The organism is Streptomyces canus (assembly GCF_001514145.1).
GTDB classification, from domain to species: Bacteria; Actinomycetota; Actinomycetes; order Streptomycetales; family Streptomycetaceae; genus Streptomyces; species Streptomyces canus.
The window spans coordinates 608,272-620,770 of record NZ_KQ948658.1; the positions used below are offsets into that span (position 1 = coordinate 608,272).

Annotated in this window: 11 protein-coding genes and 1 pseudogene; 8 read left to right on the forward strand and 4 right to left on the reverse strand. The window is 70.2% G+C overall.

Annotation, left to right across the window (positions count from 1 at the left end):
* Positions 1-1,629, forward strand: coding sequence for a multicopper oxidase family protein (locus tag AQJ46_RS12145; RefSeq protein WP_059205563.1), 1,629 nt, complete (start codon positions 1-3; stop codon positions 1,627-1,629).
* A 527-nt stretch (positions 1,630-2,156) separates the two neighbouring features.
* Here AQJ46_RS12145 and AQJ46_RS12150 read toward each other — a convergent pair.
* The 3 genes from AQJ46_RS12150 to AQJ46_RS12160 all read right to left on the reverse strand — a co-directional run bounded on the left by AQJ46_RS12150 (position 2,157) and on the right by AQJ46_RS12160 (position 4,620).
* Positions 2,157-3,182 carry a C40 family peptidase gene (locus tag AQJ46_RS12150; protein ID WP_059205564.1) on the reverse strand — a complete coding sequence of 342 codons (1,026 nt, stop codon included), beginning with the start codon at positions 3,180-3,182 and terminating at the stop codon, positions 2,157-2,159.
* A 161-nt stretch (positions 3,183-3,343) separates the two neighbouring features.
* Positions 3,344-4,255, reverse strand: coding sequence for a M56 family metallopeptidase (locus AQJ46_RS12155; RefSeq protein WP_059205565.1), 912 nt, complete (start codon positions 4,253-4,255; stop codon positions 3,344-3,346).
* The gene (locus AQJ46_RS12160; RefSeq protein WP_059205566.1) at positions 4,252-4,620 is read right to left on the reverse strand and encodes a BlaI/MecI/CopY family transcriptional regulator; all 369 of its coding nucleotides are present in this window, start codon (positions 4,618-4,620) and stop codon (positions 4,252-4,254) included. Before AQJ46_RS12160 ends, AQJ46_RS12155 begins: the two co-directional genes overlap by 4 nt.
* A gap of 152 nt (positions 4,621-4,772) precedes the next feature.
* Here AQJ46_RS12160 and AQJ46_RS12165 point away from each other — a divergent pair, with 152 nt between their 5' ends.
* The 5 genes from AQJ46_RS12165 (at position 4,773) to AQJ46_RS12190 (ending at position 9,722) form a co-directional block, all read left to right on the forward strand.
* Positions 4,773-5,192 carry a DUF6153 family protein gene (locus AQJ46_RS12165; RefSeq protein ID WP_059205567.1) on the forward strand — a complete coding sequence of 140 codons (420 nt, stop codon included), beginning with the start codon at positions 4,773-4,775 and terminating at the stop codon, positions 5,190-5,192.
* Positions 5,193-5,279: 87 nt separating this feature from the next.
* Positions 5,280-5,927: a DUF305 domain-containing protein gene (locus AQJ46_RS12170; RefSeq protein WP_059205568.1), complete on the forward strand. Its 648-nt coding sequence runs from the start codon at positions 5,280-5,282 to the stop codon at positions 5,925-5,927.
* Positions 5,928-6,149: 222 nt separating this feature from the next.
* Positions 6,150-6,629, forward strand: coding sequence for a hypothetical protein (locus tag AQJ46_RS12175; protein WP_059205569.1), 480 nt, complete (start codon positions 6,150-6,152; stop codon positions 6,627-6,629).
* A 685-nt stretch (positions 6,630-7,314) separates the two neighbouring features.
* On the forward strand, positions 7,315-8,427 hold the full coding sequence (locus AQJ46_RS12185) for a PLP-dependent cysteine synthase family protein (RefSeq protein WP_059205571.1): 1,113 nt from the start codon (positions 7,315-7,317) through the stop codon (positions 8,425-8,427).
* On the forward strand, positions 8,424-9,722 hold the full coding sequence (locus AQJ46_RS12190) for an MDR family MFS transporter (RefSeq protein WP_059205572.1): 1,299 nt from the start codon (positions 8,424-8,426) through the stop codon (positions 9,720-9,722). Before AQJ46_RS12185 ends, AQJ46_RS12190 begins: the two co-directional genes overlap by 4 nt.
* Before the next feature lie 85 nt (positions 9,723-9,807).
* On the opposite strand, the gene AQJ46_RS12195 is transcribed toward AQJ46_RS12190, so the two are convergent.
* A complete protein-coding gene (locus AQJ46_RS12195) occupies positions 9,808-10,170 on the reverse strand; it encodes a tyrosinase family protein (RefSeq protein WP_059205573.1) in 363 nt (120 codons plus the stop codon).
* Positions 10,171-11,092: 922 nt separating this feature from the next.
* On the opposite strand from AQJ46_RS12195, the gene AQJ46_RS12200 reads away from it, so the two are divergent.
* A complete protein-coding gene (locus tag AQJ46_RS12200; protein WP_059205574.1) occupies positions 11,093-11,746 on the forward strand; it encodes a DUF3105 domain-containing protein in 654 nt (217 codons plus the stop codon).
* Positions 11,747-11,828: 82 nt separating this feature from the next.
* Positions 11,829-12,400 (forward strand): annotated as a pseudogene (locus AQJ46_RS12205) (DUF305 domain-containing protein).
* Positions 12,401-12,499 lie beyond the last annotated feature (99 nt).

Below are 12,499 nucleotides of genomic sequence, written 5' to 3' on the forward strand. Positions count from 1 at the left end.
GTGAACAGCATCAACCGACGCTCCGTCCTGCTCGCCGGACTGGGAGCCGCCGGCGCGGGCGCGCTCGCCGCGTGCAGCGGCGGCTCCGGCTCCGGTGGCGGCAACGCACTCGTGAACCCTTCCGGCTCGGCGGTCGCCGCCACCGAGAAGAAGCGCAAGGGCACCGGACGCCGGCACAAGCTCACCCTGACCGCGGCGCCCGCCATGATCGACCTGGGCGGCGGCGTCATGCCCAAGACCTGGGCGTTCGACGGCCGCACCCCCGGCAAGGAGGTCCGCCTCTCCGTCGGCGACACCCTGGTCGCCGAGCTGTCCAATCAGCTCCCGAACAAGACGACCACGTCGATCCACTGGCACGGCATCACGCTGCGCAACGACATGGACGGCGTACCGCCCGCCACCCAGACCGCCGTCCGGGCCGGCTCCACGTCCACGTACCGCTTCATCGCCGACGCCCCGGGCACGTACTTCTTCCACCCGCACGTCGGCGTCCAGCTCGACCGCGGCCTGTACGCCCCGCTGATCGTCGAGGACCCCAAGGAGACCCTCGACTACGACGACGAGTGGGTCGTGCTCCTCGACGACTGGGTCGACGGCGTCACCGGTACCCCTGACGAGGTCTTCGCCGAGCTCAAGCGGGGCATGGGCGGCATGGGCATGGGGGAGAGTGCCGGCCCGAGCTCCGGCTCCAGTGGCATGGAGGGGCACGACATGGGGGACATGGGCGGGATGGACATGGACGGCGACTCCGTGTCGCCCTCGGCTTCCGCCTCGTCCGGCGACATGTCCATGAGGTTCATGCTCATGGGCGCCGAAAGCGACCTGCTCGGCGGCGACGCAGGCGACGTGAAGTACCCGCACCACCTGATCAACAGCCGGGTGGCGGCCGACCCGGACGTCTACACCGGAAAGCCCGGCAAGAAGGTGCGGCTGCGGATCATCAACGCGGGCGGGGACACCGCCTACCGGGTCGCCCTCGGCGACCACAGGATGACCGTCACGCACACCGACGGCTTCCCGGTCCAGCACCGGGAAGTGGATGCCCTGCTGGTCGGCATGGGCGAGCGGTACGACGTCCTCGTCACCCTCGGCGACGGGGTCTTCCCGCTCGTGGCCCTGGCCGAGGGCAAGAACGCGAACGGTCTCGCCCTCGTGCGCACGGGCTCGGGGAGGGCGCCGAAGGCGACCGTACGCCCGAAGGAACTCGACGGCATGATCATGAGCGCGTCCGAGCTGCGTGCCGCCGACGACGTACGCCTGGAGGCAGCCAAGACCGACGTCACACACCAGATCAAGCTGACCGGCGGCATGGACAAGTACAACTGGGCCATCAACGGCACGCCGTTCGACATGAACGACCCCGACGCGAATCCGATCCTCATCGAGGAGGGGCAGCGCGTACGGCTCGACTTCGTCAACGACACCGACATGTGGCACCCGATGCACCTGCACGGGCACACCTACCAACTGGGCGAGGCCGGGCCGCGCAAGGACACGTCCATCGTGCTGCCCAAGAAGGGGCTGTCCGTCTTCTTCGACGCCGACAACCCGGGTCAGTGGATGCTGCACTGCCACAACGCCTACCACGGCGAGGCCGGGATGATGGCGAACGTGGCCTACCGGGCCTGACGCTCTCCGCGCGCTGTGCCCGGGCCGCCGCCCGGGACAGCGCGTGAGCGGCTACGGCGAGATGTCCCCCTCGCGGGAAGCGGGTTCGAGGGTGGATGCGGTCGGCTCTTCCCGCCTGAGCCCCCCTCTGCGTGACCGGATTCCTCCTCGGGGGCCGCACTGGATTCCGGCGCCGAGGGCTCGGAGGTGGATGCGGTGGGCTCTTCCTCGGTGCTGTGCTCGTCGTCGGCTTCCTCCTCCGTGCCCGCCGCCATGGCTGTGCCCGCTCTCGCCGTGCTTTCCGTCCTTGGCCACGGTGTGGGTGGCGACGTACACGCGTCCGTCGGCGGGATCGACACCCGGACCGTGCACATGGGAGAGCGTCCCCGACGAGTGCGACGCCTCTGCCGCCGTGCCCGTGCCCCCGGAGCCGCCACCGCAGGCGGCGAGGGCCAGAGAGGCGATCGAGGCGCCCACGACGGCGAGCAGCTTACGGACGGCCGGGCGAGTGGTCGCTGAAGTTCCTTGAGTGATACGGGTGTTGGTGCTCAAGGCCGCGATGCGGCGAAGAACGGCATGGAGTCCAGCGGAACGATCTCGATGTTCTTGCCGGTGCGCGGCGCGTGGATGGCCTTGCCGTCGCCGACGTACATGCCGTTGTGCTGGTTGTCGTTGTACCAGTAGATGATGTCGCCCGGCTGCAGGTCCGACCTGGACACCTTGCGGCCCGCGTCGTACATCTGCTTGACGGTACGGGGCAGGGAGACACCCGCCGAGCGCCAGGAGGCGCCCACGAGTCCTGAGCAGTCGTAGGAGTTGGGGCCGGTCGAACCCCACTCGTACGGCTTGCCGAGCTGGGCGTACGCGAACTCTATGACGGTCTTGGCGCGACCGCTGGCGGGGCCGTCGTAGGAGGCGGGGGAGTCGCTGGCGCCCGAGGAGGCGTCGTCCTGCTCCTGGGCGGCCTCCATCCGGGCGCGCTGCTCGGCGGTCAGGCTGTTGAGGAGCTTGCGGGCCTTGGTGAGCTTGCCCTGGACCTCGTCCTTCTTCGCGGCGGCCTTGGCGCGCGTCTCCTCCAGGGACTTCAGACGCTTCTGGGCGTCCTCCCGCTCCTGGGTGAGTTCGCGCTGCTTGGCCTGCATCGCGCGCAGGGCGTCGGCCTGCCGGCTGTTCGTGCGGTCGAGCATGGCGGCATGGTCGAGGTAGTCGTCCGGGTCGCCGGACAGGAAGAGCTCCACGCTCGGGTCGATGCCGCCGCTGCGGTACTGCGCGGCCGCCAACGGGCCCATCTTCTCGCGCAGTTCGTTGACCTCCTGCTGCTTGCGGGCCAGCCCGTTCCGCGCGGCGTCCACCTCGCCCTGCAGCTTCTGCTGCTGCTCGCTGATGGCGTTGTACTCCTCGGTGGGAGCCTCGGCCTCCTCGTAGAGCTGCTCGACCTGCTTGCGCACCTCGTCCACCGTGGGCTTGGGGGCTGCCTGGCTCTGCGTCGGCAGGAGGCTGACGGCGCCGGCGGCCATGCCGACGGTGGCTATCCGGGCTCGGCTGGGCGGCTTCGGCCGACGGTGGGTTCCCATCGTGGGGTGAACTCCTCTGCGCGGTCTGTGTACCAGGCGACGGGCTCTGGCAGCCGTCGTACCGGCGCCAGGGCGCCGACCGGTCAAGCGCTTTAGAACTTAGTAGCTTCGTAGTTCGTATCGCAAGTGAGTCCGGGTCACGGGCGTCTCACGCGAAGCGGTCAGCCGAGTCCGGGCGGGCAGGCAACCAGCAGCGGCAGCAGCGGAACCGCCACGGCCAGGGAGGCGACGGAACCCCACAAGGCGGGGTGGGGCGCCTTGCGCGGCCCCAGGACTCGCTGCAGCCGGATGAGGACGGTGTGGCCGCCCGCGGCGAAGGCGCCCTTCGGGGCGCGGGCCGCGGCCATCTCGTACATCGCGGTGGCCAGCACCTCGTCGGAGTGCCGGCGCAGGGCACGGTCGTCCGCGATCATCTCCAGCAGCAGTGCCGTCTGCTCCTGGGCGTGGCGGGCCAACGGGAGCCGGCGGAACACCGAGTGGAAGGCCTCCATGGCGGCCAGGACCAGGTGGTGACGGCCCGCGATGTGCGCCTGCTCGTGCTCCAGTACGGCGCCGAGTTGTTGCGGCGTCAACTCGCGCACGGCCGCGTCGCTGACCACGACCCTGGGGCGGCGGCCGGGCAGGCAGTACGCGGCGGGGATGGCGTACGGCAGGACGGTGGCGCTCAGCCGCGCCGAGTGGCGGCCCACCAGATCGAGCGTCTCTCGGTGTTCGGTCCGCGCCCGGCGGGCGCGCGCCACGTGGAAGGCGAAGCTGGCCGCCGGCGCGATCGCGATGGCGGCGGGCACGCCCACGGCCAGTCGATCCTCCACGCCGGGGTCGGGCCTGCTCGCTCCCACATCGAGCCCGCAGGAGTGCAGCAGGCCCACCAGGCCCGCGTGCAGGTGCTCGGTAGGCATGGCGAGGTTGTACGCGGTGAGCGCGACCCCGATCGAGAAGGAGACCGCGAGGGCGTGCCACACGGCGACGGCCAGGGCGGGCGCCCGGTGCGGCCATCCCGCCCGCAGCATCACGTGCGGGGCGACGACACCCACCATGGCCGTGTAGCCGGCCAGGGCGGGGGCCGCGTTCACGGCTTCGCCTGTCGTCCGACGTTCCGCAGTGCCTTGCGCAAGGCTGCCACCTCTTCCTCGGACATGTTCTCGACGAAGTGGACCAGCGCGGCCGGGCGGTCCTTGCTCTCCCCCAAGCCGTCCTCCATGAGCGCGGCGGCATACGCCTCGCGGCTGCGGACCGGCGTGTAGAGCCAGGCACGTCCCTGCTTGCCGCGCAGCAGCCAACCCTTGGTGTACAGGATGTTGGTGACGGTCATCACGGTGGTGTACGCGACGGGGCGGGTCTTGTTGATGTCGTCGACGACCTCACGCACCGTGGCCGGACGGTTCCACGTCCAGAGGCGGTCCATGATCTCCGCCTCGAGATCCCCCAGCCGTCGCATGGGCCTGACTCCTTTTTCGCCACCGAATGCGCAAGCGAATACGCAAGGCCATAGTAGACGGCTGGTCCGGTCGGACTTCCTTGGCGGCGGAACGCTCACGCGCCCGCCCGAGACGCAAGGGGTTAACGGTCTGTGCCTACGATGGCGCCGTGATGCGCCCCGCACAGCTCGCTCCTCGACCGCAGTCGGTACTGCGGTCCTGTGGGTTGCTCATGGGCGCTCTGCTGCTGGGCCTGCTCGCCATGCACGGTCTCGGACCGGTGCCGCAGGCCGAGACCACCCACGGACACGACCGGACGGTGGCGACCGCGGGCATGGACAGGGGCGCCGCGGCGGCCGAGCCTGCGACCTGCGATCACGGCGGTGGCAACTGCCAGGGGCACGCGAAGCACGCGGATCCGACCTGCGCCTCCGCATCGGTGACCGGGACTCCCGCCGTGGCGCCCGCGCTGCTGCCCGATGTGGTGGCCTGCGCCGGAGCGCCGCTCGCGCGCACCTCTCCGGACGGCAGCGGACCCGACGGCGGCAGGGCGCCACCCTCACTCTCCGAACTCCAGCTCCTGCGGATCTAGAGCGACCCGCGTGACGCCGCACGCCCATCAGGGCGCGGCGCCGCGCATCGGCATGCCCTTCGCAGATCCGATTCCAGGAGTTCAACCATGACCGCACGCCGCAAGCTCATCCGCCGTACCGCCCTCGCCGCCACCGCGGGAGTGGCCGCCCTCGTACTCGCCGCCTGTGGCGGCGACAGCGACAGTGGCGGACACGACATGGGGTCCATGGCGTCCGACTCCAGCCCCTCCGCCTCGGCCTCGGCCTCGGCAAAGGCCGGCGGCCACGGAGACGCGGACGTCGACTTCGCCACGGAGATGATCCAGCACCACCGGCAGGCCGTCGACATGGCCGACCTGGCCGCCGACCGTGCCTCCTCGCAGGAGGTCAAGGCCCTCGCGACGAAGATCAAGGGAGCGCAGGACCCGGAGATCAAGACGATGTCCGGCTGGCTCACCTCGTGGGGCGAGGAGGTCCCCGCGGACATGTCCGGCATGAAGGGGCACGACATGTCCTCCGGGATGCCCGGCATGATGAGCAACGAGGACATGGACAAGCTGGAGAAGGCCTCCGGTGCCGAGTTCGACAAGTTGTTCCTCGAGATGATGGTCGAGCACCACGAGGGCGCCATCGAGATGGCCGAGACCGAGAAGGCCGACGGCGAGTACGGCCCCGCGACGAAGCTCGCGGACGACGTCATCACGGCCCAGACCGCCGAGATCGAGCAGATGAACAAGATGCTCGGCAAGAGCTGACGCAGCGCCAGGAACGGTGGGCCGTCGGGGCGAGACCCTGGCGGCCCACCGCCGTCGTGGCACCACGAGGCGCCGCGCTGACCGTTTGCAATCGGCGAAGCGCCCGTCCCTTCCGTTCGATTGGTTCCCCTGGGTGGCGGGCTCACCCGCAGATGGCTTGTTCACGCAGTGTTCCCGCCACTCGATACGCAAGGGGCTCCTGGGGCGGGTTAGGATCACGGCGTGATTACGGCCTGGTCGCTTTCCGGTGTGCAGCGGAGCCGCTCGACAGCGGCTCTGTGGCGCGTGCTGGGCCTGGGCCTGTTCCTCTTCGGTCTGCTGTATACGCACACCGTCAGCCCCGATGCCACGGTGCGTCACATCGTTTCCGGCGAAGGCGCCACGGTGTCTTTCGTTCATTTCGAGCCTGTCGCGGACCACGAAAAGGTTGCGACTGCCACGTCGGCGGTGCGCGCGAGCGAGAGGCCCGACGCTCCGTCGGGCGACCACCACGACGGTCACGGGCAGCACCACGCTGGTGGGGAGTGCGCGCTGGGGCAGCCCCCGCAGGGGCCCGGCCTCGCCGTGCCCTGTCTGACCGTGCTGAGCTCGGAGAGCGATGACCACGGCGTGCACCGGTCGGTGTACGCCCGTCAGGCCGCGGCCCGGGACATCGTGGCCCCGATAGCGCATGCGGCGGACTCCGCGGTTCTGCGTATCTAGGTCAGCGCCGTTCTGGCGTCTGACCTCCTCCGCCTGGCGTTCTCAGGTGCGGTGCGGGGATGGTCGACGACCCTTTCCACCACCCCCCACTGATCCCTGTCCCTGCCGTGATCCCTCCGGCCAGGGCAGCGCCGCGCGGAGGATTCGTGCCCCCCACCTTTGCAACCGTCACCATCCCTGCCCGAAGAGCGTGTTCGCGCCGGAGGAACCGTTTCATCCGGACCACGCTGCACGTCCTGCTGCTCGCGATGCTGACGTGCCTCAGCGAGCAGTTCCCTGCGGCGGAGCCGCCGTACGGTCACTTGGCCGGCGCGTCGAGTGAAGTCCCGTTGCCCCCGGACGACTCCGAGGGCGAGATCCTCGACGTATCGGACAGGCCCGATCGTTGCCACGACACCGGTTCCGGGACAGCCGCCTTCTCGAACTCCCCGGCCCGCGCCCCATCGCCTGCGACCGCCGCCACGTCGCTGACGGACGCGGCGGACCGCCTCTCGCACGGTCCCCGTGGTGCCGCGCGAGAACACCCGCCGAGCGGCGGCCGTCCCGCTCTCATCTCCCTCTGCCAGTGGCGCATATAGGCCTCGCCCTGGCAGGTCGGCCTCGGCAGGACCCGCCGCGCGCCGCATATCCGCCGGCGCGCGAGATGAGCATCCGCACGCGTCCGCATCGAACGAGAGCGAAACAGATGCACTCTCTGACCACGAGTGACTTCACCCCCGCCGGCTCCACCCTTCCCGGGCTGGTCGGCAACACCCCTGTTCTGCGCGTATCCCAGCCCTTCACCCCGCCCGGCCGCGGCTTCTGGGCCAAGCTGGAGGGCTTCAACCCCGGCGGCATCAAGGACCGCCCCGCACTGCACATGGTCGAACGGGCCCGGGCTCGCGGTGACTTGAGCCCGGGACGTCCGATCATCGAGTCGACCAGTGGCACCCTGGGCCTCGGCCTCGCCCTGGCCGGGATGGTCTACGGCCATCCCGTCACCCTCGTCACCGACCCCGGCCTCGAACCCTCCATGACCCGGCTCCTCACGGCCTACGGAGCCACCGTCGACAGGGTGCCCGAGCCGCACCCCACGGGCGGATGGCAGCAGGCCCGCCGCGACCGAGTGGCCGAACTGCTGACGCGGAGCCCCGGAGCCTGGTGCCCCGACCAGTACAGCAACCCGGACAACGTCTCCGCCTACACCCCGCTGGCCCTCGAACTCGCCTCGCAGATGGGCCACATCGACACACTGGTCTGCAGCGTCGGGACCGGCGGCCACTCGGCCGGCATCTCGCGCGTCCTGCGCCAGCTGTACCCCGGGATGCGGCTGGTGGGCGTGGACACCGTCGGCTCGACCATCTTCGGCCAGCCCGCCCGACCCCGCCTCATGCGCGGCCTGGGCTCCAGCATCTACCCGCGCAACGTCGCCTACGAGCACTTCAGCGAGGTGCACTGGGTCGCACCGGGCGAATCCGTCTGGGCCTGCAGGCAGTTGGCCGCCTCGCACTACGCCACGGGCGGCTGGAGCGTCGGCGCGGTCGCGCTGGTGGCCGGCTGGCTCGCCCGTACGGCCGCCGCGAACACCCGGATCGTGGCGATCTTCCCCGACGGGCCCCAGCGATATCTGGAGACGGTCTACGACGACGAATACTGCGCCGAGCAAGGGCTGTCGGGCATCACTCCCGCGCCCGAACCTGAGATCGTCGGCCGTCCCGACGAGAAGGAAGTCACCCGCTGGACCCGTTGCACGAGGGTCGGCGATCCCCTCTCCCTGACGACCGAGGCGGCCGGTGCCGAAGGCGGGGCGGCGCGGTGAAGACGATGCTCACACAGGTCCGCTCCTACGAGCGGAGCGTCCAACTGCTCATGGTGAACCAGTTCACCATCAACCTCGGCTTCTACATGCTGATGCCGTACCTCGCCGCCCACCTGTCCGGCTCCCTCGGCCTGGCCGGCTGGCTGGTCGGACTCATCCTGGGCGTACGGAACTTCAGTCAGCAGGGCATGTTCCTCATCGGCGGCACACTGGCCGACCGGCTCGGCTACAAGCCGCTGATCGTCGCGGGGTGCGTGCTGCGCACAGTGGGTTTCGCCACGCTCGGTCTGGTCGACTCGGTTCCCGCGCTGCTCGCCGCCTCGGCGGCCACCGGCTTCGCGGGGGCACTGTTCAACCCGGCCGTTCGCGCCTATCTCGCGGCCGACGCGGGGGAGCGCCGCGTCGAGGCGTTCGCCCTCTTCAACGTCTTCTACCAGGCGGGCATCCTGCTCGGGCCACTGGTGGGGATGGTGCTGACCGGCTTCGACTTCCGGATCACCTGCCTCGTCTCGGCGGCGGTCTTCGCGCTGCTGAGCCTCGTACAGATCCGCTCGCTGCCCACTCGCCGGGCGGACGACGCGGCGAACGCGAAGTCCGGTGGGCGAGAGCGCGTGCTGTCCCAATGGGGCGGGATCCTGCGCAACCGCGCGTTCCTGCTGTTCTCGACGGCCATGATCGGCTCGTACGTCCTGTCCTTCCAGGTCTATCTGGCCTTGCCGCTGGAAGTACGACGCCTGGGCGGCGACGGCGAGTTCGGGACCGCGGCCGTCGCCATACTCTTCGCGGCTTCCGGTCTGGCCACGATCTTCGGCCAGACCCGGGTGACGGCATGGTGCAAGGAGCGGCTGGAGCCCGGACAGGCCCTGGCCTGGGGGCTGTTGAGCATGGGCGCGGCGTTCGTACCGCTGCTCGCGGCGACGGCTGTGCCGGTGCCGGACGAGGGGGTGGGGCGCCGGCTGCTCGCCACCGTCCCGCCGACGCTGGCCGCGCTGCTGCTGGCACTGGGCACGATGATCGCGTACCCCTTCGAGATGGACACCATCGTCCGGCTCTCCGGCGACCGCCTCGTCGCCACGCACTACGGCCTCTACAACACCATCTGCGGTGTCGGCATCACCTTGGGCAACCTGCTCACCGGGGCGGCCCTCGACGCCGCACGGTCGGCGGGCATGTCGGCGTTGCCCTGGCTGGCGCTGCTCGTCCTGGGGCTGGTCTGTGCCGGGTCGCTGTACGGACTGCACAGGTCCGGCCGCCTGACGCGCGAGACTCCTGAGCCACAGCCGACGATGGTCTGACCCAGGCCCGTCCTCCGGGCGAGGCGAGGGGCTCAATGCCGCTCGTCTCGCCCCACGACCGCTTCTGCGGTGCGTGCCCCTCGGCTCACCGGTCGTCATGCGCCGGGGCCACGACCGTCGGGTCCTTCGACGTCTTGGCGGTCGGCGGATCCGACGGGTCCTCCCCGGTGGACCAGGGGCGGACGTTGCCGTCGGCACCGCCGGCCAAGGGCTGGAGCACGGCGTTCACGGTCGACGCCGGACTGTCGTCGTGAACGCCGTGGACGTGTTCCGGGCCGAGCCGCCAGGCATGGCCCGGCGCGTTCTGCCAACGGTCCCACAGCCGGTCGACGTTGGAGCGGATCAGGAAGACGAAGGGGTCGTGGAAGGAGAAATGCGGGTTCGCGATCGTGCCCCGGATGCAGCCGCTGTGGATGTAGTGGTGCGAGCCCTGCAAGGCCCCGTCCATCGCCGCGTACTGCAGCTCCTGGGGAGGTGGTCACCCGTCGTGGTCTCGGCCAGGGCGATGGCGAAGAGGACGGTGACGATGTCCGCGACCCGCGGTGGTGCGTCGGCCACGTTCCGCCCGCGGCACCGCCTCGGTGATCATCCGCCTCCCGGACGAGAACGGACACCGCCGCCTCGCCCTCGCCTCCCGGCCGAGCACACCCAGCTGACCTCACCCTCGACGAGGACCGCCGCATCGTCCACGAGACCCTGACGGCTCCCAACCACCTGGTCACCCGCACCTTCGTCTACCTCGAGACAGGTAAGGCCGGCCATGACGACTGACGCACCGAGGGAGGCTGACAGGCCGACCACAGACACCGCCTAAAATCACTGGTGATGGGGAGCCGGACACAGGACACGACCCGTGAAGCGTGGCGGACCACGCGGACCGCGGCGCTCTGGGCTGCTCTGGTGGTCCTGCTGGTCGCGCTGGTGGCGTGCCTGGGAATTGCGGTGCACGCCGACAACTCGCATGCTGCCGCCTCGATGACGACGGTTTCGGCCCCAACGACCCCGGCGGCCGCCCCGGCCGATCACCACGCGGCATCGGTGGACCACCCGGCCGACTGCCCCGCCGGCGATGTGTGCTGTGTTCCAGCAGGCGACCGCGTACGGGCCGTGCTCGGCGCTCCGGCCCAACCCCCGCACGCGATCCTGCCTCGCACGCCGGACATCCCCAGGCACCCGGGAACCTCGCCGCGCTCCACCGAGCCGGTACCGACCGGTCGCGCTCCCGACTTGCACGTCCTCCAGGTGCAACGGACCTAGACGGATCTCACGACGCCGTGCGCTCACTCCACGGCTGACGACATCCGTCCATCCACCCCTGCACCCACCGCCGCTCGACGACACCGTGCGGCGGGGACGAGGAACACCCAGTCATGAGCAAGACCAGCAAGAAGGCGGCCGCCGCATCCCGACAGGCCCGTATCGAGGAGATGCGCCGCGCCGAGCGGGCCCGCGAGCGCCGCAACCGGATCATCACCATCACCCTCAGCACGGTCATCGTCGTCGGCCTCGTGGGCTGGGGCGCGTACTACATCAACAGCGCCAACGAGAAGGAGGAGCGGCAGGCCGCCGAGGCGAAGAAGCCCGTCAGCGGCGAGAAGACCTGGGCCGCGAAGAAGCTCACCCAGAACCACGTCAAGGGCACCGTGCAGTACCCGATGAACCCGCCCGTCGGCGGCGACCACCACCAGGCCTGGATGACCTGTGACGGCACCGTCTACACCCAGGCCATAGCGAACGAGAACGCCGTCCATTCCCTGGAGCACGGCGCGGTCTGGGTCACGTACAACGACAAGGCCACCGAGGCCGACATCAAGACCCTCGGCGACAAGGTGTCCAAGACGCCGTACACCCTGATGAGCCCGGAACAGGAGCAGTCGGGGACGATCACGCTGTCGGCCTGGGGCCACCAGCTCAGCGTGGACAAGGCGTCCGACCCCAGGGTCGAGCAGTTCCTCACCAAGTACGTCCAGGGTGCGCAGACCCCTGAGCCGGGCGCCGCCTGCACGGGCGGTCTGACCGCCTGATGAGGCACACGACCGAGATGGCACCGGACGGGACCGATCCCGAGGACGTGTCCACTCGCCGGCCCTTCCCGGGCGGGCAGCCATGGTCGCGGTGGCGGTCCTCGTCGCCCTCGGCCTCGTGCTCTGGTTCGTGGCCGCTCCCGGCGGCGAGGACTCGTCCGACGTGCCCACCGCCGGCTCCGCCGACGCCGGATTCGCCCGCGACATGGCCGTTCACCACCAGCAGGCCGTCGAGATGTCCCTCGTCATCCGTGACCGCACCGACGACGAGGACGTACGCCGCCTCGCGTACGACATCGGGCAGACCCAGGCCAACCAGCGCGGAATGCTGCTGGTCCGGCTCGACCTGTGGGTCTGCCCAAGACCCCTGCCGACGGCTGTATGACCTGGATGAAAGGCGGCCACAGCGGCCACTCGGGGCGCCAGGCCGAGGACGGCTCCCTCATGCCGGGCATGGCCACCGACACCGAGATCCTCTCTCCCCAGTTGCTGGCCGACCACCACATGGGCGGGGTCGACATGGCGCGCGCCTGTGCCCTGCAGTGCGAGGTGCCTCAGGGGCGCCAACTGGCCCAGGGCATGGTCGACGCCCAGCAGTCGGAGGTGCAACTCATGTCCGACATGCTCAAGGAGCGGGGCTCGGCACCCAGGTGACGGCGTGGCCCACGACGAACCTCAGAAGATCAACGAAGCCCTTTCGCCCTCGCCTGCCCGGCGACGGGCCAGGAGAAGAAGGGGAGCAGGCAGGTGTCG